General features: G+C 62.6%; 15 protein-coding genes. 11 read left to right on the top strand and 4 right to left on the bottom strand.

The genetic code is table 11. The features are described 5' to 3' along the window. Positions 1–100 precede the first annotated feature (100 nt). From P3C29_RS28975 to P3C29_RS28945, 7 genes are all read left to right on the top strand, one after another. A complete protein-coding gene (locus tag P3C29_RS28975) occupies positions 101–2,851 on the top strand; it encodes a TonB-dependent receptor (RefSeq protein ID WP_275966056.1) in 2,751 nt (916 codons plus the stop codon). 108 nt (positions 2,852–2,959) lie between these two features. Beyond that, positions 2,960–3,580: a heme acquisition protein HasA gene (locus P3C29_RS28970; protein ID WP_003215551.1), complete on the top strand. Its 621-nt coding sequence runs from the start codon at positions 2,960–2,962 to the stop codon at positions 3,578–3,580. Between the two features lie 177 nt (positions 3,581–3,757). Then, positions 3,758–5,500: a type I secretion system permease/ATPase gene (locus P3C29_RS28965; RefSeq protein ID WP_201125423.1), complete on the top strand. Its 1,743-nt coding sequence runs from the start codon at positions 3,758–3,760 to the stop codon at positions 5,498–5,500. Then, a complete protein-coding gene (locus tag P3C29_RS28960; protein ID WP_275966055.1) occupies positions 5,497–6,828 on the top strand; it encodes an HlyD family type I secretion periplasmic adaptor subunit in 1,332 nt (443 codons plus the stop codon). The genes P3C29_RS28965 and P3C29_RS28960 overlap by 4 nt, the downstream gene beginning before the upstream one ends. Further along, a complete protein-coding gene (locus P3C29_RS28955) occupies positions 6,825–8,153 on the top strand; it encodes a TolC family outer membrane protein (RefSeq protein WP_201125421.1) in 1,329 nt (442 codons plus the stop codon). Before P3C29_RS28960 ends, P3C29_RS28955 begins: the two co-directional genes overlap by 4 nt. A 134-nt stretch (positions 8,154–8,287) precedes the next feature. Next, a complete protein-coding gene (locus tag P3C29_RS28950) occupies positions 8,288–8,716 on the top strand; it encodes a hypothetical protein (RefSeq protein ID WP_010174874.1) in 429 nt (142 codons plus the stop codon). Further along, positions 8,713–9,180, top strand: a complete 468-nt coding sequence (locus tag P3C29_RS28945) for a DUF2442 domain-containing protein (RefSeq protein ID WP_275966054.1) — start codon at positions 8,713–8,715, stop codon at positions 9,178–9,180. The genes P3C29_RS28950 and P3C29_RS28945 overlap by 4 nt, the downstream gene beginning before the upstream one ends. Before the next feature lie 58 nt (positions 9,181–9,238). Here P3C29_RS28945 and trmA read toward each other — a convergent pair whose 3' ends face one another. Together trmA and P3C29_RS28935 are read right to left on the bottom strand one after the other, a co-directional pair. Continuing rightward, positions 9,239–10,318, bottom strand: coding sequence for a tRNA (uridine(54)-C5)-methyltransferase TrmA (gene trmA / locus P3C29_RS28940; RefSeq protein ID WP_275966053.1), 1,080 nt, complete (start codon positions 10,316–10,318; stop codon positions 9,239–9,241). Then, positions 10,315–11,610 (bottom strand): NCS2 family permease, encoded by a 1,296-nt coding sequence (locus P3C29_RS28935; protein WP_063026981.1) that lies wholly within the window; start codon positions 11,608–11,610, stop codon positions 10,315–10,317. The genes trmA and P3C29_RS28935 overlap by 4 nt, the downstream gene beginning before the upstream one ends. Before the next feature lie 200 nt (positions 11,611–11,810). Between P3C29_RS28935 and P3C29_RS28930 the strand changes: the two genes are divergently transcribed. The 4 genes from P3C29_RS28930 to P3C29_RS28915 all read left to right on the top strand — a co-directional run bounded on the left by P3C29_RS28930 (position 11,811) and on the right by P3C29_RS28915 (position 16,054). Next, complete coding sequence (locus P3C29_RS28930; protein ID WP_201125418.1) at positions 11,811–12,257, top strand: DUF4879 domain-containing protein; 447 nt, start codon at positions 11,811–11,813, stop codon at positions 12,255–12,257. A 106-nt stretch (positions 12,258–12,363) separates the two neighbouring features. After that, the gene (locus P3C29_RS28925) at positions 12,364–12,888 is read left to right on the top strand and encodes a (2Fe-2S)-binding protein (protein WP_010174884.1); all 525 of its coding nucleotides are present in this window, start codon (positions 12,364–12,366) and stop codon (positions 12,886–12,888) included. After that, the gene (locus tag P3C29_RS28920; RefSeq protein ID WP_201125417.1) at positions 12,885–13,874 is read left to right on the top strand and encodes a xanthine dehydrogenase family protein subunit M; all 990 of its coding nucleotides are present in this window, start codon (positions 12,885–12,887) and stop codon (positions 13,872–13,874) included. Before P3C29_RS28925 ends, P3C29_RS28920 begins: the two co-directional genes overlap by 4 nt. Next, positions 13,871–16,054, top strand: a complete 2,184-nt coding sequence (locus tag P3C29_RS28915) for a xanthine dehydrogenase family protein molybdopterin-binding subunit (RefSeq protein ID WP_275966052.1) — start codon at positions 13,871–13,873, stop codon at positions 16,052–16,054. Before P3C29_RS28920 ends, P3C29_RS28915 begins: the two co-directional genes overlap by 4 nt. On the opposite strand, the gene P3C29_RS28910 is transcribed toward P3C29_RS28915, so the two are convergent. Next, positions 16,051–17,289 (bottom strand): MFS transporter, encoded by a 1,239-nt coding sequence (locus P3C29_RS28910; protein ID WP_010174892.1) that lies wholly within the window; start codon positions 17,287–17,289, stop codon positions 16,051–16,053. The genes P3C29_RS28915 and P3C29_RS28910 overlap by 4 nt on opposite strands. 802 nt (positions 17,290–18,091) lie before the next feature. Continuing rightward, on the bottom strand, positions 18,092–18,327 hold a 236-nt coding region (locus tag P3C29_RS28905; RefSeq protein ID WP_275966051.1), incomplete at its 5' end, for a transposase.

Genomic DNA, 18,327 nt, shown 5'->3' with positions numbered 1-18,327 from the left:
AAACTTTCAAAAAAACCTTACTGAGTTCCGACGCCTGACACGTCCTGTTAAGTGAGAAGTATTCGCATAAACAAGAATGGTCAGCGAAGGGATAACGTCGATGTCTGCAATCACCAAGGGGCGCAACACCGGTAGCCGGTTGGCCCTTGCCATCCACCTGGGGCTGTTCGCCTCCGCCTGCCAGGTGCAGGCCGCCGAGGCGCCGGCCGGTGAGTCACAGCCTGTCACATTGACGTTTGATATTGCGGCGCAACCCTTGGGCCTTGCCGTACTGACGTTCGCTGACCAGGCCGGGTTGCAAGTGCTCTTCGACAGCGCGCGCCTGCAAGGCCTCACCAGCACCGCGCTCAAGGGCCGTTACAGCGCCCAGGAAGGCCTCGGCCGATTGGTGGGCAGTGCACCGGTGGAGTACCGCTTTACCGGGGACCGGCAGGTGACGCTGACTCGCGTCAGCTCCGACCATGACGGTGCGCTGACCGTGGGCACCACCACCATCACCGGCAACACCAACGGCAAGCCAAGCGACTGGGTATACGACACACCGCGCTCGGTGGCCGTGATCAGTCGCGAGCAGATCGACAAACGCCCACCACGCCACGCCGCCGACATGCTCGAAGAAACCGCCGGCGTGTACACCGCCGTCAACCAGCGTGACCCGGGCCTTTCGGTGAACATCCGCGGCGTGCAGGACTACGGCCGGGTCAACATGAACATCGACGGCATGCGCCAGAACTTCAACGTCAACGGCCACCAGCAGCGCAACGGCACGATGTTGATCGACCCGGAATTCATCTCCAGCATCGAAATCGACAAGGGCAGCCAGTCCGGGCAGGGCGGCGCTGCCGTGTTGGGCGGGATTGCATCCTTCAAGACCCTGGAGGCCAGTGAGTTCCTGGCCGATGGCAAGGACTATGGCGGGCGTCTGCGCGCCGGTAGCGGGATTGGTGAACTGGGTAACGGCACCTATTTCAACGGCAGCGGTGTGTTTGCCTTTGGCGACGAGCGCGGCGACGTGCTGCTGGGGTACAGCGAACGGCATTTTGGCGACTACCGCGCCGGTACCCACAACGACCAGAAACTGGGCACTCATTTGCGCGCTCGCGACTCCCAGCCTGCGGCCTTCGACGATTGGCTGAACAGTGAGGTCGGTGACACCGGCAGCGTCACCCGCTCCCAAATCGTCAAGTTCGGCCTGAACCTGCCCAATGACCAACGGGTGCAACTGAGCTACCTGGAAAGTGACAGCGACAGCAATGACGCGTGGGCCTACACCGCCCCGGATAACCAGAGCGTGTACTACCAGCGCGTCAGCAAGAACAACCTCAATGCCAAGAACGTCGGGCTGGATTATCGCTACACGCCGGATAACCCGCTGATCGATTTCAAAGCCAAGGTCTACTACGTCACCACACAGATGGACCGGGACAATGCGCCCCACGCCGCGACACTGACCTCCGGCAACTATGTGGCGGGCTACACGGATCATTTTCAGACCGATACCTGGGGTGTACAGGGCGACAACACGTCGCGGTTCGACTTCGATGCGTTGGGTCATGTGAGCTGGAACTACGGCGTGGAGGTGTATCAAGACAAGTTCAAGCCCAGTACCAACAAGGTCGAGGCCACCAACCTTTCCGGCCTGTTGCCTTACGTTGAAGGCGGGACGCCCGGTGGCAAACGCACCATCGCCAGCCTGTTCAACAACCTGCAGTACGAATATGGCGACTGGCTGACGCTGGAGGCGGGCTTGCGGTACGACCGCTATCGGCTGGAAGGGGTCACCGGGATGACGCTGTACCGGCGCGATCGGTTCTACAGCAGCACGGTAGGTGCCAAGCGTGTCGAGGAGGTTTTCGACATTGATAGAGAAGAGGGCCAGTTCTCTCCCACGTTCGGTATCGGCATAAAGCCGGGGCTGGACTGGATGCAACTCTACGCCCGCTGGGGCAAGGGCTGGCGCCCGCCGGCGGTGACGGAAACCTTCATGACCGGGCGTCCTCACGGTGGCAGCTCATCAGAGCGGGTGTTTCCCAACCCGTTCCTGAAACCCGAAGAGTCGCGGGACTGGGAAGTGGGCGTGAACGTATTCAAAGAGGGGCTGCTGTTCGGTGACGACCGCCTGGGCATGAAGGTGGCTTACTTCGATACCCGGATCGAGAACTTCTCTTTCCTCAATCACAGCGTCAGTTTGCCGGAGACCTCCGCCGGCGGTTTTCTCGGCACGATGGCGTACGTCAATAACACCAACCCCACGCGCTTCCGGGGGGTGGAGTACCAACTCAACTACGACATGGGGCGGGCCTACGCCAACCTTAGTTACACCCACATGATCGGCAGCAACGAGTTCTGCTCGAAGAACTATTACATGGGCGGGGCGAAGAAGAACGGGCCGTCCACCACACGCTATGAACGCTACACCCGGCCGAACGGCACGATCGGCCTGCGCCCGGTGACCACGTATGAAGTGCTGGACGACGATGTCGCCAACAACAAGGAAAGCTGTGGCCGGATCATGGGCAACGCCACCTATATGCCGGCTGATCGCGGCTCGCTGACCCTGGGCGCGCGCTTCCTGGAAAAGCGACTCGATATGGGCGTCCGCGTGCGCTACAGCTCAGGCAATGGCGAGAACCTCGACTCACAAGGTTATGACTTCATCGACCAGGCGCTCTGGCCCCAGTACACCCTCTATGACCTGTACGCCAGCTACTGGATGACCGACCAATTGAACATCGCCCTGGCGCTGGAAAACGCCACCGATGAGGCCTACTTCGTCGCCATGGGGGATGCCAATAACCTGAGCCTGGCGCGCGGGCGAACGTTGAGCGGGATGCTCGAATACAAGTTCTGATCAAGGTGCCACGGCACTTTATCAACCAACGGTTTTGCCCAAGGGTGGGCAAAAAGTGCGCTGCATGAGCGTGCTGATCAATCGTGTTGTTTATAACGAGGTTAAGTGATGACTATTTCTGTTAGTTACGAAGCTGCGCTCGGTGCTTACTCCGTCTCGGACTACCTGACCGACTGGGCACTGGGGTTCAACACTGCGGGTCACGGCAGCAGCAACACCGGCGGCTTCAGCAACGGCTCCCTGAGCGGCGACCAGTATTCGACCCACGGCGCCAACAATTCCGACTACGCCTTCATTGCCGACAGCAACACCAGCAACGGCCTGCACTACGTATTCAACCCGGCGCTGCCAGCCAGCCACAACGAAAACCACTACCTGTGGGGCAACCTGGATAACGTTCAACTGGGCACCGGCCTGGGCGGCGGCAATGGCAGCGACTTCACCCTCGATGCGTTCAAAGTGGCTTTCAACGGCCTCGACCTGAGCGCGGCACAAGGTGCAGGCCGCGTCGGCAACGACGTTCAGAACGTGATCTACAGCCTGATGCAAGGCAACACCTCGGCACTGGAAACCGTGCTCAACAACCTGCTGGACGACTTCGGCCTGTCCACCGCCAACACCTTCGACGAGATCTCGGCCGGCCTGGCAGCACACGCTACGGCAACCACCACCGACGTCGCCCTGGTAGGCGTGCAGGACGTTGCACAGGACTGGGCACTCGCTGCCTGATTTTTGCTGCGCAATGAAAAAAGCGAATGGAAGATCGCTCTCCCATTCGCTGCGTAAACCCCGTCGTCGCCGTGAGTTTCGAAGGCCAGGGCGACGGCGGTGACAAATTCTGCGGAGCGGCGCGCGGCGTGTCAAACGCGGGCGGCGCTTCCCGATTTCCCCCATGAGAATCCCTCGATGCGCCATGCCGGCAACGAAACCCTGGCCGCTCTCACGGCCTATAAAAGTGGCTTCCTCAACATTGGCCTGTTTTCGGCAGTGATCAACCTGTTGATGCTGGCCCCGGCGCTGTACATGTTGCAGGTCTACGACCGGGTGCTGGCCTCCGGCAACCCGATGACCCTGTTGATGCTGACGCTGATGATCCTTGGCTTGTTCGGCTTGATGGGCGCGCTGGAGTGGGTGCGCAGCCAGGTGGTGATTCGCCTTGGCACACAGATGGACATGCGCCTGAACCAGCGGGTGTACGACGCCGCGTTCGAGGCGCAACTCAAGGGCGGCACCCAGGCGGCAGGGCAGGCGTTGAGCGACCTGACGACCTTGCGCCAGTTCGCCACCGGCCAGGCGCTGTTCGCGTTTTTTGATGCGCCGTGGTTTCCGGTGTACTTGCTGGTGATCTTCCTGTTCCACCCCTGGCTCGGCGTCCTGGCGCTGACCGGTGCGCTGATGCTGATGGCGCTGGCGTGGGCCAACCAGCACATCTGCCAGGCACCGTTGACCCAGGCCAATCAGCTGTCGATCAGCGCCAGCCAGCAGGCCACGGCCAACCTGCGCAATGCCGAAGCCATCGAAGCCATGGGCATGCTGGCAACCCTGCGTGCGCGCTGGTTTGCCCAGCACCAGGCCTTTCTGGCGGCGCAGAACCTGGCCAGTGAAAAGACCGCCGCCATCAGTGCCTGGTCCAAGGGCGTGCGCCTGGCGTTGCAGTCATTGGTCCTCGGTTTGGGCGCATTGCTGGCGGTGCAGGGGGCGATTACGCCGGGCATGATGATCGCCGGCTCGATCCTGATGGGGCGGGTACTGAGCCCTATCGACCAACTGATCGGCGTGTGGAAACAGTGGAGTTCGGCGCGCCTGGCCTATGAGCGTTTGACCCTGATGCTGGCGGCCAACCCGGCGCGCACCGAGCGCATGAGCTTGCCGGCGCCCAGCGGCCAGTTGACGGTCGAGCAGGTAAGCGCGTGTGCGCCCGGCAGTCGACGGCCCGCGTTGGCCAACCTCGGGTTCAGCCTGCCTGCCGGTGACGTGCTGGGCGTGATCGGTCCTTCCGGTTGCGGCAAGTCGACCCTGGCGCGGTTGCTGGTGGGGGCCTGGTCGCCGATGGCCGGCAAGGTGCGGCTGGACGGCGCGGACCTGGCGCAATGGGACAAGCAACAACTCGGCCCGCACATTGGGTATCTGCCCCAGGACATCCAGCTGTTCGCCGGCAGCATTGCCGACAACATCGCGCGTTTCGACTCCGTGGATTCGGACAAGGTGCTCGCTGCCGCGCAAATGGCCGGCGTGCATCAACTGATCCTGCAGTTGCCCCAAGGCTACGACACCCAACTGGGGGAGGGCGGTGCCGGGTTGTCCGGCGGGCAGAAGCAACGTGTCGCGCTGGCGCGGGCGCTGTACGGCTTGCCTGCGCTGATCGTACTGGATGAGCCCAATTCCAATCTCGATGAGGCCGGCGAGCAGGCCTTGCTCCATGCCATCACCTTGCTCAAGGCGCAGCGTCGCACGCTGGTGCTGATCACCCACAAGACCCCTGTGCTGGCGTTGACGGACCAACTGCTTATCCTGCGGGACGGCCAGTTGCAGGCGTTCGGGCCCACGGCGCGGGTGTTGGAGGCCACGCAGAAACCGGCGGCCGCGCCACCCAAACCGGTGTCGGCGATGAGCATGAGCTACCGCCTCGGTGAAGGAAAAAAAGCATGAGCCGACCTGTGCTTGTGACGGACAACAGCGTGCCGCCGGTGAACAACGTGCTGGCGCTGGACGATAAAAAATACGCCCGCCTGGGCTGGTTGCTGGTGCTCGGCGGGTTTGCCGGGTTCCTCGGCTGGGCCGCGCTGGCGCCGTTGGACAAGGGCGTGGCGGTGTCCGGCAAGGTCATGGTATCGGGGCACCGCAAGACGGTGCAGCACCCGGCGGGCGGGATCGTCGAGCGGATCGAGGTGCGCGATGGCGAGGTGGTGAGCGCCGGCCAGGTATTGATCCGCCTGAAGGAAACCCCGTTGCGCGGGCAGATGCAGTCTTTGCGCAGCCAGTTCATTGCGTCCCAGGCCAGCGAAGCGCGCTTGAGTGCCGAGAGCGAAGGCTTGTCGGCCATCGTCTTCGGCCCCGAACTGCTGAACGAGCCTGAGGCCGCCACCACCTTGAGCCTGCAACGGCAACTGTTCAGCAGTCGGGCCCAGGCCCTGGCCACGGAGCAGCAAGGCCTGCGGGAAACCATCGCCGGGGCCGAGGCACAATTGCGCGGCACCCGCGAATCCCAGGCCAGCAAAGTGCTGCAACGCACCGCGATGAATGAACAACTGCAAGGCCTGCGCGAGCTGGCGCGGGACGGCTACATCCCGCGCAATCGGCTGCTGGAAAATGAACGGCTGTATGCCCAGCTCGACGGTGCGATTGCCGAGGATTTCGGCCGCATCGGCCAGTTGCAACGGCAAGTCCTTGAACTGCGCCTGCGCATCCGCCAGCTCGGCGAAGACTTCCAGAAAGACCTGCGCGGCCAACTGGCCGAAACCCGCACCCGCAGCGACGACTTGCGCAACCGGCTGGCCTCGGCCGAATTCGAACTGGCCAACAGCCTGGTGCGCGCGCCGGCGGCTGGCGTGGTGGTGGGGCTGGACGTGTACACCGAAGGCGGCGTGATCAAGCCCGGCCAGGCGCTGATGGACATCGTGCCCCAGGGCGAACCACTGCTGGTGGAAGCGCGGGTGCCGGTGCAGATGGTCGACAAGGTGCACCCGGGCTTGCCGGTGGAGTTGCTGTTCTCGGCGTTCAACCAGAGCACCACCCCACGCATTGCCGGTGAAGTGACGCTGGTGTCGGCCGACCGCCAGGTCGACGAGCGCACCGATGAGCCGTATTACACCTTGCGCGCCCAGGTCAGCGCAGCCGGCATGCGCCAGCTCGACGGCTTGCAGATTCGCCCGGGCATGCCGGTGGAAGCGTTCGTCAAAACCGGTGAGCGCTCGATGCTCAACTACCTGTTCAAACCCTTGCTGGATCGGACTCACATGGCGTTGGTGGAAGAATGAAGGCGCTGTTATTCGGTCTGTGTTGTGCCTGCAGTGGATCGGTCCAGGCGCTGGGATTGCTCGACGCCTATGACTTGGCCCTGCGCAACGACCCGACGTTTCAGGCGGCAATCCAGGAGCGCGAGGCCGGCGAGGAAAACCGCATCATCGGACGCGCCGGGCTGTTGCCGAACCTGTCCTGGAGTTACAACAACTCGCGCAATGAATCCGAAGTCACCCAGTCGACGGCGGTGGGCAACGTCACCAGCGACCGCGATTACCGCAGCTATGCCTCGACCCTGACCCTGCAACAACCGCTGCTTGATTACGAAGCCTATGCGCGCTATCGCCAGGGTGCGGCGCAGGCGCTGTTTGCCGATGAACGCTTTCGCAGCAAGAGCCAGGAACTGGCCGTGCGGGTGTTGAGCGCCTACAGCCAGGCGTTGCTGGCCCAGGAGCGGATCGAGCTGAGCCGCGCCCAGAAACGCGCGTACGCCGAGCGCCTGCAACTCAATGAACGGCTGCTCAAGGGCGGCGAGGGCACCCGCACCGATGTGCTGGAAACCCAGGCACGCCTGAGCCTGGCCCAGGCCGAAGAGATCGAATCCCAGGACACCCAGGACGCAGCCTTGCGCGAGCTGGAAGCGATTGTTGGCCAGCCGTTGCAGATAGACGAGTTGGCGCCGCTGACTCGCCAGTTCGAGATCCCGCCGCTGGAGCCCAACCGTTTCGAGACCTGGCGGGAAATGGCGATGGCCAACAACCCGGAGCTCAAATCCCAGCACCACGCGCTGGACGTCGCCGAATACGAAGTGGAGCGCAAGCGCGCCGGGCACATGCCCAAGGTCAGCCTGTATGCGAGCAGCCGCCAGACCAGCTCGGATTCGGAAAGCAGCTACAACCAGAAATACGACACCAACAGCGTCGGGATCCAGGTCAGCCTGCCGCTGTTCGCCGGTGGCTCGGTGTCGGCGTCGACGCGCCAGGCCGCCAATCAACTGTCCCAGGCCCAATACGAGCTGGACGCGCAAACCGCCAGAACGTTGATCGAACTGCGCAAGCAATTCAACCTCAACACCAGCGGCGCGGCCAAAGTGCGGGCGTATGAAATGGCGGTCAGCTCGGCCACGGCCTTGGTGACGGCGACCAAAAAAAGTGTGGCCGGCGGTGAGCGCGTCAACCTCGACGTGCTGGACGCTGAGCAGCAACTGTTCACGGCCCGCCGCGACCTGGCGGATGCACGGCATGCGTACCTGCTGGCGCGGATACAGCTGAAGTATTTCGCCGGGTTGCTGAACGAGCAGGACCTGCGAGCGTTGGCGGGGTATTTCCAGCCATCGGCATGAGTGGTTACAACCCGGCATTCGACGGGTTGTTCGTGGTTACTAATCTGTGAAACAGCTTCGGGGCATGGAGCCGGTTGTCGGGTGCATGAGGAAAAGTGTTACCTGACGGAAAATAACCTAACGGATGGGTTACGATGAAAGTAGGCACTTACAAAGGATGTGTGATTGCGGTGTTTCTCAGGGATGAGCATTGCCCGCCTCATGTGCATGTGGCGGGCAAGGAATGGGATGCGCGGTTTCGTTTCAGCTTTCTGGATGGGCATGTGGCGTTGTGGGACGTAGACCCCGAACGGCGCCGGCCATCGATGTCGATTCTTGAAGGAATTCGCTACACCTTGATGCAACCGCATTACCTGGCGCGGGCACGCCGGATCTGGTGGGAAAAACTGCAAACGGTTTGTCTGGAGAATCACTCCTGGGATTGGGAAGCCAGCGAGGTGTTGCCTGGGTTGATCATTCAGCGCGGTGTCTATGTGATCGCACGTGCCCGGCACGATGTCGTGGGGCAGAAAACAATTTTGAATCTGGTCAGGGCACCGGGTTTTGTGGAGATCGATTTATGAAAAAAATCGTAAAGGCCAAGGTTTTACCGTATGTACCGATTACCGAGGCCGATATCGATAAGGCCATCGACCGGGGACGCAGGTCGAAGCGTTTGTACGCCAACGCCAGCAATGTGCGGTATGAGAATGACAGCATTTCCATTGGCTTCAGCGACGGCAGTCGGATCCTGTTGCCGGTGGCGGGGCTGCCGGAGTTCAAAGGGTTTACCTTGCAGGATTTCCAGCAGTTGGAGGTGGGTTTTGGCGGAAAGGCGCTTTGCTGTGAGGGTCAGGACCTGGATGTCTCCATCACGGGCCTTATCGCCACCAGCCAGCCGTTAATGGCCCTGGCTACAAACCTGGTCGCCTCCAGCAACGGTCGCAAGAGCAGCGCCGCCAAATCTGCGGCCGCCCGAGCCAATGGCAAGAAGGGCGGCCGGCCACGCAAGGAGGTGCTGGAGGACGGTGATTCCACTGATACATGAGGATCCCATGTGAGAGCCGGCCAGCTCCCACATGGGATATTTTCGGTGTCCTGGGGACTTACCGCCGAGTCAGCAACACACCCGATTCCATGTGGTGCGTCCACGGGAACTGGTCAAACATCGCGCACTGGGTAATCCGGTGTGTGTCATGCAGTTGCGCAATGTTCGCCGCCAACGTCTCCGGGTTACAGGAGATGTACAGGATGTTCTCGAAGCGTCGGGTCAGCTCGCAGGTGTCCGGGTCCATGCCGGCACGCGGCGGGTCGACGAACACGCTGCCGAACTCGTAGCTCTTGAGGTCGATGCCGTGCAGGCGTCGGAACGGCCGCACTTCGTTCAAGGCTTCGGTCAGTTCTTCGGCAGACAAGCGCACCAGGGTGACGTTATCCACCGCGTTTTCATCGAGGTTGCTCAGGGCCGCGTTGACCGAGGTCTTGCTGATTTCGGTAGCGAGCACTTTGCGTACGCGGGTGGCCAGGGGCAGGGTGAAGTTGCCGTTGCCGCAGTACAGCTCCAGCAGGTCATCACTGCGATCGCCCAGGGCTTCGAATGCCCAGTTGAGCATCTTCTGGTTCACCGTGCCGTTGGGCTGGGTGAACGCGCCTTCCGGCTGGCGATAGCTGAAGGTGCGACCGCCGACATCGAGTTTCTCGACCACGTAATCGCGGCCGATCACGTCACGCTTGCCCTTGGAGCGGCCGATGATGCTCACGTTCAAATCAGCCGCCAGCTTGTTCGCGGCGGTGTGCCAATGCTCGTCCAGCGGGCGGTGATAGCACAGGGTGATCATCGCGTCGCCGGCCAGGGTGGTGAGGAACTCCACCTGGAACAGCTTGTGGCTCAGGGCGGCGCTGGCTTGCCAGGCGGCCTTGAGCTGCGGCATCAACTGGTTGATGCGCAGGCTGGCAATCGGGAATTCTTCGATGAGGATCGGCGTGCGCTTGTCGTCCTGGGAAAACATCGCGTAGTGACGTTCACCCCCTTCACGCCACAGGCGGAACTCCGCCCGCAGGCGGAAGTTCTGCAAGGGCGAGTCGAAAACCTGCGGCTCTGGCGCGTCGAACGGCGCCAGCAGGTCACGCAAGCGCGTGACCTTGTCTTGCAGTTGAACGGTGTAGCTTGCGGCGTCAAAAGTCATGCGTTGAACCAGCCCAGCTTGATCACAAACAGAATCGACAGGATCACCAGCGCCGGGTTCAGCTCACGGTAGCGGCCCGAAAGCAGCTTGATGGCGGTCCAGGCGATGAAACCGAAGGCAATGCCGTTGGCGATGGAATAAGTGAATGGCATCGCCAGGGCGGTGATCACCACCGGCGCGGCGACAGTGATGTCGTCCCAGTCGATTTCGGCCAGGCCCGAGGTCATCAATACGGCGACGAACAGCAGCGCCGGCGCGGTGGCGAAGGCCGGTACGCTGGCCGCCAGTGGCGAGAAGAACAGCGCCAGCAGGAACAGGATGGCGACCACGACGGCGGTCAAACCGGTACGGCCACCGGCGCTCACGCCCGCCGCCGATTCGATGTAGCTGGTGGTGGTCGAGGTGCCCAGCAGAGAGCCGGCCATGGCCGCAGTACTGTCGGCGATCAGCGCACGGCCCATTTTCGGCATGTGGCCGTCCTTGCCCATCAGGCCTGCGCGCTTGGCGACGCCGATCAGGGTGCCGGAGTTGTCGAACAGGTCGACGAACAGGAAGGCGAAAATCACGCTCACCAGACCGATGTCCAGGGCGCCCTTGATGTCCAGTTGCAGGAAAGTCGGGGCCAGCGAAGGCGGCATCGACATCACGCCGCCGAACGGGGTAAAGCCCAGTGCGATGGAGGCGATGGTCACCACCAGGATGCCGATCAACACCGCGCCGCGCACTTTCAGGGCTTCCAGCGCAACGATCAGCGCGAAACCGAGGGTGGCGAGGATCGGTGCCGGTTGTTTCAGGTCGCCCAGGCCCACCATGGTGGCCGGGTTGCTGACCACGATGCCGGCGTTGTGCAGGGCGATCAGCGCCAGGAACAGGCCGATACCCGCCGCAATCGCCGAGCGCAGTGGCAACGGGATGCTGTTGATGATCCATTCACGGATGCGGAAGATCGACAGCAGGAAGAACAGCACCGCCGAGATGAACACCGCACCCAGCGCCACTTGCCAGGTATGGCCCATGTGCAGGACGACGGTGTAGGTGAAGAACGCGTTGAGGCCCATGCCTGGTGCCAGGGCAATCGGGTAGTTGGCGATCAGGCCCATCACGGTGGAGCCGATGGCGGCCGCCAGGCAAGTCGCGACAAAGACCGCACCCTTGTCCATGCCGGTCTCGCCGAGAATACTCGGGTTGACGAACAGGATGTAGGCCATGGCCAGGAAGGTGGTGACGCCCGCGAGAATCTCGGTGCGCACATTCGTATTGTGTGCCTTGAGTTGAAACAGCTTTTCCAGCATGCCTGCTCCCTGTGACGCTATTTTGCGTCGTTATTTGTTGACCTCTAAGTCAAAGCACAAACTGCGCCAAGCGCCTGTGGTTCCAGAGAGGATCGGAAAAAGCGGCGCATCATACCAGCAGCCGAGGGCCAGTGGCGCATAGGCTTGATCATGGCCTTGAGGCATACTGCGCCGACGTTTATTACAGGGTCATCGACAGCATGAAAAAAGCCAGCGCCTGGAGTCTAGCTCTGTTCGGTTGTATCGGCCTGTGGCTCGGCGCAGCACCGGCGTGGGGCGCGCCTGCACCGGCGTTGAGCGAGGTGCGGGTGTTCAAGGTGCAGTCGGCCACTTGCACTGAAACCATCCCTGAGCGGGCGGCCAGCACCCAGATGTGCACGCACCGCGGGCAAACCTTCGTGTATGTGATGGAAGTCGGCCTGGGCAACAGCTCCCAGGCGTTTTTCGATGGCGCGCCGGTGTCCGGCAGCAGCACCGCCATCTGCCAGGTCGGCGCCATCAGCCAGGCGTGCAGCGGCGCCGGCACGTTGATGGGCTACATCTATACGTTCCAGCTGGATATCGAAGCCGGCGGCACGTTCCAGTACAGCAACACGTCGATCAACCCGCCGCGCAACCAACTGGTCACCACCCTCAGCATTCGCTGATCACCACCCATCAATTGCCTTGAACGCTCATAACCCCGGGAAGTCGTACCGCTAAGACGGCGACTTCCCTGAACGCCGCGATTGCACACCAATCCGTGAGGTGTTTATGAGCGCGACCCCCAACGGCGCGGCGGCCAAGCCGTTCGTCAGCCATCCGATACGCCTGACCCTCAATCGCCAAGACCTTCAGTTGGACGTATTGCCCTGGACCACCCTGTTGGACCTGCTGCGCGAGCAACTGGACCTGACCGGCACCAAGAAGGGCTGCGACCACGGCCAGTGCGGCGCCTGCACGGTGTTGCTCAACGGTAAGCGGGTGAACGCCTGCCTGACCCTGGCGGTGATGTGCGACGGCGCCGAGTTGACCACCATTGAAGGCCTGGCCTCGGGCGAAGACCTGCACCCGATGCAGCAGGCGTTTATCAAGCACGACGCTTTCCAGTGCGGCTACTGCACCCCGGGGCAGATTTGCTCGGCGGTGGGCCTGGCCCGCGAAGGCCGCGCCCACGACACCGCGCAAATCCAGGAACTGATGAGCGGCAACCTGTGCCGGTGCGGCGCCTACAACAACATCCGCGACGCCATTGAAGAAGCCTTGCCCGCGTGCCGCACGCAGGGAGGTGAGCAATGAATCCCTTCCACTACAGCAAGCCGGCCGACGTGCAGGAGGCGGTGCACCTGGTCAGCCCGGCGTCGCGTTTTATCGCCGGTGGTACCAACCTGCTGGACCTGATGAAAGAAAACATCAGCCGCCCCGAACACCTGATCGATATCACCGGCCTGCCGCTTCGCGACGTTGAAGAAACCACTGAGGGCGGCTTGATGATCGGCGCCCTGGTGAGCAACGCCGACCTGGCCTGGCACCCCTTGATCGAGGAGCGCTACCCGCTGCTGTCCCAGGCCATCCTTGCCGGTGCCTCACCGCAATTGCGCAACATGGCCAGCACCGGCGGCAACCTGTTGCAGCGCACCCGTTGCTACTACTTCTATGACGCCGCCGTGCCCTGCAACAAGCGCGAGCCCGGCAGTGGTTGCCCGGCGCGGGTCGGTTTGAACCGCATCCACGCGATCCTCGGGGCCAGCGACCAGTGCGTCGCCACCCATCCCTCGGACATGTGCGTGGCCCTGGCTGCCCTGGATGCCCGGGTGCATGTGCAAGGTCGTGGCGGTGCACGGGTCATCGAGTTTGCCGATTTCCACCGCTTGCCGGGCGACGCGCCCGAGCGGGATAACCAGTTGGCCGACGACGAACTGATCATCGCGATCGAGTTACCGGCCGACCACCTGGCTGCCCACAGCCACTACCTGAAAATCCGCGACCGGGCGTCCTATGCGTTCGCGCTGGTGTCGGTTGCGGCTGCGCTGGAATTGGACGGCGATGTGATCGTCGACGCCCGGCTGGCCCTGGGCGGCGTCGCCCACAAACCCTGGCGCGACCGCGCGGTTGAAGCGGCGCTGATCGGCCAGGCCGTCAGCCGCGAAACCTTCAGCGCCGCCGCCGAAGCCCTGCTGCTGGACGCCGAGCCCTTGGAGCACAACGGCTTCAAGATCAAACTGGCCCGCCGCGCGATCATTCGCGCCCTGAGCGATGCCGCTGTTGCAGGAGCCACGTCATGAGCGCGATCGGCAAACCGTTGGACCGGGTGGACGGTCTGCTCAAGGTCACCGGGCAAGCGCGTTATGCCGGTGAGTTTCCCGAAGATGGACTGCTGCACGGCAGCGTGGTGTCGAGCACCATCGCCAAGGGGCGCGTCATTCGCATTGATGCGTCCAAAGCCCTGGCGCTGCCCGGTGTGGTGATGGTGCTCGATCACCTCAACCGCCCGAAACTGGCGAGCTACGATGACAGCTACGCCGACGCCGATGCCGCCGACGGCTCGCCGTTTCGCCCGCTGTATAACGACCGTGTGCTCTACAGCGGCCAGCCCCTGGCGTTGGTGATTGCCGATAACCTGGAGCTGGCGCGCCACGCCGGCTCCCTGGTGGAGATCGAATACGCCGTCGAGCCCTCCGAGACCGACCTGCTGGCCTTGCAGGACCAGGCGCACCCGTCGCCGCAAACACCGCCCAAGCCGCGCGGCAACTTCCAGGCCGAATGGACCGGTGCCGCCACCTGCCTGGATCTGCACTACAGCACGCCCATCGAACACCATAACCCGATGGAGCCCCACGCCAGTACCGTGCTGTATCAGCCGGACGGCACCCTGCATATCCACGACAAAACCCAGGGCCCGCAGAACTGCCAGGCCTACGTGCAGAAAGTCTTCGGCCTGGACAAAAGCCAGGTACGGATCTTTGCCGCGTTCGTCGGCGGCGCGTTTGGTTCCGGCTTGCGTCCGCAGTACCAACTGCCATTGGCAGTCATGGCGTCCCTGGCGTTGAAGCGCTCAGTACGCGTCACCCTCACGCGCCAACAGATGTTCACCTTCGGCTACCGCCCGCGCACCTTGCAACGCTTGCAGCTGGGCGCTGCCGCCAATGGTCGCTTGCTCGCGCTGGGGCACACCGCCATCGGCCAGACCTCGCGCTTCGAAGACTTCAGCGAACACGTGGTGGAATGGAGCGGCATGCTCTATCACTGCGACAACGTGCTGTTGACCTACAAGCTGGTGCCGCTGGATGTGTTCACACCGTTGGACATGCGCGCCCCCGGCGCGGCGCTTGGGGTGATCGGCCTGGAGTGCGCCATGGACGAACTGGCCTGCGCCCTGGGCATCGACCCGGTGCAGTTGCGGCTGATCAACTATGCCGAGCGCAATCAGAATGAAGACAAGCCCTGGTCCAGCAAGGCCTTGCGCGAATGCTACAGCGAAGGTGCCGAACGGTTCGGTTGGAGCCAGCGCAACCCGGAACCGCGAAGCATGCGTGATGGTCGCCAGTTGATCGGTTGGGGCATGGCCGGTGGCGTGTGGGAAGCCCTGCAAATGAAGGCCAGCGCCAAGGCGCGCATCGACCACCTCGGCAAACTCACGGTCAGCAGTGCCACCACCGATATCGGCACCGGCACCTACACGGTCATGGCTCAAATTGCCGCCCAGGCCAGTGGTGTTTCGGTAGGCGACGTCACATTCCTGCTGGGGGATTCGTCACTGCCGACGGCGCCGTTGCAAGGTGGCTCGTTTACCGTGTCGTCGGTGGGCAGCGCGGTGCAGCAGGCGTGTGAGGCGTTGAATGCCAAGCTGTTGGACATTGCGCGCAAGACGTATCCGGCTTTTAAGGACTCCGAGTCGGCGCGGTTCGAAAATGGCCAGTTGCATGCCGGTGACCAGCGCATCTCCCTGGCGCAACTGGTGCAGGACAGCGGCGAGCAGGCGCTGGAAGTGCAGGTGGATTGCGAGCCCGACAAGAAACGCGAAGGCTATGCCTCAGCCACGCATTCGGCGGTGTTTGTCGAAGTGCGGGTGGATGAGGACCTGGGCACCATCAAGGTCAGCCGGGTGGTCAGTGCGATTGCGGCGGGGAGGGTGGTCAATCCGAAAATGGCTCGCAGCCAGATCCTCGGCGGGGTGGTCTGGGGGATTGGCATGGCGTTGCATGAAGAAACCCAGATTGATCATCAATTGGGCCGCTACATGAACCACAGCCTGGCCGAGTACCACATTCCGGTAAACGCGGACATCGGCGAGATTGACGTGCTGTTTGTCGAAGAACACGACGAAATCGTCAACGCCCTGGGTTCCAAGGGCGTTGGCGAGATCGGGATAGTCGGGGTGGCGGCGGCGGTGGCCAACGCGGTGTATCACGCCACCGGCAAGCGGGTGCGGGACTTTCCCGTCACCCTCGACAAGGTGTTCTAAACCTTGGTGTCTTGCGCCGGCACATGCATGCGGTCGCGGTTGGCCAGGGTCGGGAACAGTTTGATCCAGACCCCGGTCACCACCAGCGTACCAATCCCGCCCATGACCACGGCGGGTACGGTGCCGAACCAGTGGGCAGTGATCCCTGACTCGAACTCGCCCAGCTGATTCGACGCGCCGATAAACAGCCCGTTCACCGCACTCACCCGGCCGCGCATTTCATCGGGGGTTTCCAGCTGTACGAACGAAGCACGGATCACCATGCTGATCATGTCGGCTGCGCCCAATACCACCAGCACCGCCAGGGAGAACCAGAACGAGGTCGACAGGCCGAACGCAATGGTCGCCACGCCAAACACCCCAACCGCCGTAAACATGATCCGCCCCACATGCCGGTCTACCGCAAATCGCGCGAGCCACAAGGACATGACCAGCGCCCCGACCGCCGGTGCCGAGCGCAGCAGCCCGAGCCCCCACGGCCCGGTCAGCAGAATGTCCTTGGCAAACACCGGCAGCAGGGCCGTGGCACCGCCCAGCAGTACGGCAAACAGGTCCAGGGAAATCGCCCCGAGGATGTCGGGCCGGCTGCGAATAAAGCGAATCCCGGCCAGCAACGAGTCCATGGTCGCCTTGGCCTTGTTCAACGGCGTCTGCCGTGCCGGCAGGTTCAGGGTCAGCACGCAGGCGATCAGGTACAGCGCCACGGTCGGGCCATACACCCAGACACTGCCAAAGGCATAGAGCAAACCGCCCAGGGCCGGCGCCACGATGGTTGCCAATTGCTGGGCCGATTGCGACGACGCCACGGCGCGGGGAAACAGTGCGGTCGGCACGATGCTCGGCAGCATGGCCTGGGTGGTGGGCATTTCAAACGAGCGCGCAGCGCCTAGCAGGAACGCCAGGATAAAAATCATCTCGCGGGTGACGTTGCCGGTCAGTCCGCCGATCGCCAGGGACAGTGCGATCAAGGCCTGTACGGTCTGGCAGATGGCCGCGACCTTGCGCCGTTCGTAGCGGTCGGCCACATGGCCGGTGTGCAGCATGAACAGCACCCGTGGTACGAACTCCACCAGGCCGACCAGACCCAGGTCCAGCACGTTGCCGGTCAGTTGATAGAGGTTCCAGCCGATGGCCACGGTGAGCATCTGGAAGCCGCTGGCGGTGAAGATCCGCGCCAGCCAGAACGCGATGAAAGGGCGGTGGTGACGTAACAGCAGCGCGGGTTCACTGGGCATCGGGGAGACAGGTCTGGGTGGGGGGAAAGTGAGGTTATCACCAACTTGTAACCAATAGTTGCGTAGGTGGGGTGGGGGGAGGAGATATGTACAGCTGACGGGGTACATATCCGTTTCTTCGGTAACGGCCGCTATGGGTTTCGCTCTTACAGCGACTCACTTTGGAAAAGCCCCAAAGTAAGCAAAGGGCTCTGCCCCGCCTGTCGGCGCCTCGCTGTGGCTCGGCGTTCCCTCACTCCGGCGCTGCTCCGCGGGCCGCCGCGATGGGCCATCCTTGGCCCAGCGCGGCTAAACCGGCGTCCTGCCGGTTTACCCGCTCCGCACCACCTGCGTTCGGCCTCGGGCTTATTGGGGCAGTCAGATCAAGATCAAAAGCAAGAGCACAGCGGCCTACAGGCCGGCTTGAGTGGTAGAAGCCAGATCCAGAGCAAAAGCAGAGCCGCTTTTCTGTAGGAGCCGGCTTGCCGGCGAAAATCCTGAGAGCGCCGCGTTCATTCAGGACGCCAACGTCATCGTTAACGACCATCGCCGGCAAGCCAGCTCCTACATTTGGACCGTGCCCGCTCTGGCTTTAGATTTTGATTTTGCCTTTGCTTCACACCACTCAAGCCGGCCTGTAGGCCGCTGTGCTCTTGATCTGCTTTTGATCTTGATCTTAGGCGCCCCGTTAAACCACGCTGGCCGAACGCAGGTGGTGCGGAGCGGGTAAACCGGCAGGACGCCGGTTTAGCCGCGACGGGGCAGGGACGCCCCGTCGCGGCGGCCCGCGGAGTAGTACCGGAGTGAGCAACCGTGTCGAAATTCAAGCCATTTCAGCGAAATGCTTTTGATCGCGCACCATCGCATTCAGGATCGTCAGCAACTTTCTCATGCATGCCACCAGCGCTACTTTCTTCGTCTTCCCTGCAGCAAGCAGRTGGTTGTAAAACCTCTCGATCACCGGGTTATGGCTCTTCGAGGACAAGACAGCCATGTAAAGGACACTTCGCACCTCAGCTCGACCACCCCATATCCGTCTACGTCCTTTGTAGAGGCCGC

The sequence above is a fragment of the Pseudomonas sp. 1912-s genome (genome assembly GCF_029269205.1).
Classification (GTDB): Bacteria; Pseudomonadota; Gammaproteobacteria; order Pseudomonadales; family Pseudomonadaceae; genus Aquipseudomonas.
Note: the sequence above shows the minus strand (reverse complement) of the source record. Positions and strands in the feature narration are given on the sequence as shown.

Bases quoted from the DNA above. Each gene is read 5' to 3' on its own strand.
- P3C29_RS28955 (WP_201125421.1), top strand. From the start codon at position 6,825: ATGAAGGCGCTGTTATTCGGTCTGTGTTGTGCCTGCAGTGGATCGGTC.
- P3C29_RS28920 (WP_201125417.1), top strand. From the start codon at position 12,885: ATGAATCCCTTCCACTACAGCAAGCCGGCCGACGTGCAGGAGGCGGTG.
- P3C29_RS28965 (WP_201125423.1), top strand. From the start codon at position 3,758: ATGCGCCATGCCGGCAACGAAACCCTGGCCGCTCTCACGGCCTATAAA.
- P3C29_RS28970 (WP_003215551.1), top strand. From the start codon at position 2,960: ATGACTATTTCTGTTAGTTACGAAGCTGCGCTCGGTGCTTACTCCGTC.
- P3C29_RS28950 (WP_010174874.1), top strand. From the start codon at position 8,288: ATGAAAGTAGGCACTTACAAAGGATGTGTGATTGCGGTGTTTCTCAGG.
- P3C29_RS28910 (WP_010174892.1), bottom strand. From the start codon at position 17,289: ATGCCCAGTGAACCCGCGCTGCTGTTACGTCACCACCGCCCTTTCATC.
- P3C29_RS28930 (WP_201125418.1), top strand. From the start codon at position 11,811: ATGAAAAAAGCCAGCGCCTGGAGTCTAGCTCTGTTCGGTTGTATCGGC.
- P3C29_RS28915 (WP_275966052.1), top strand. From the start codon at position 13,871: ATGAGCGCGATCGGCAAACCGTTGGACCGGGTGGACGGTCTGCTCAAG.
- P3C29_RS28975 (WP_275966056.1), top strand. From the start codon at position 101: ATGTCTGCAATCACCAAGGGGCGCAACACCGGTAGCCGGTTGGCCCTT.
- P3C29_RS28935 (WP_063026981.1), bottom strand. From the start codon at position 11,610: ATGCTGGAAAAGCTGTTTCAACTCAAGGCACACAATACGAATGTGCGC.
- P3C29_RS28960 (WP_275966055.1), top strand. From the start codon at position 5,497: ATGAGCCGACCTGTGCTTGTGACGGACAACAGCGTGCCGCCGGTGAAC.
- P3C29_RS28945 (WP_275966054.1), top strand. From the start codon at position 8,713: ATGAAAAAAATCGTAAAGGCCAAGGTTTTACCGTATGTACCGATTACC.
- P3C29_RS28925 (WP_010174884.1), top strand. From the start codon at position 12,364: ATGAGCGCGACCCCCAACGGCGCGGCGGCCAAGCCGTTCGTCAGCCAT.
- trmA (WP_275966053.1), bottom strand. From the start codon at position 10,318: ATGACTTTTGACGCCGCAAGCTACACCGTTCAACTGCAAGACAAGGTC.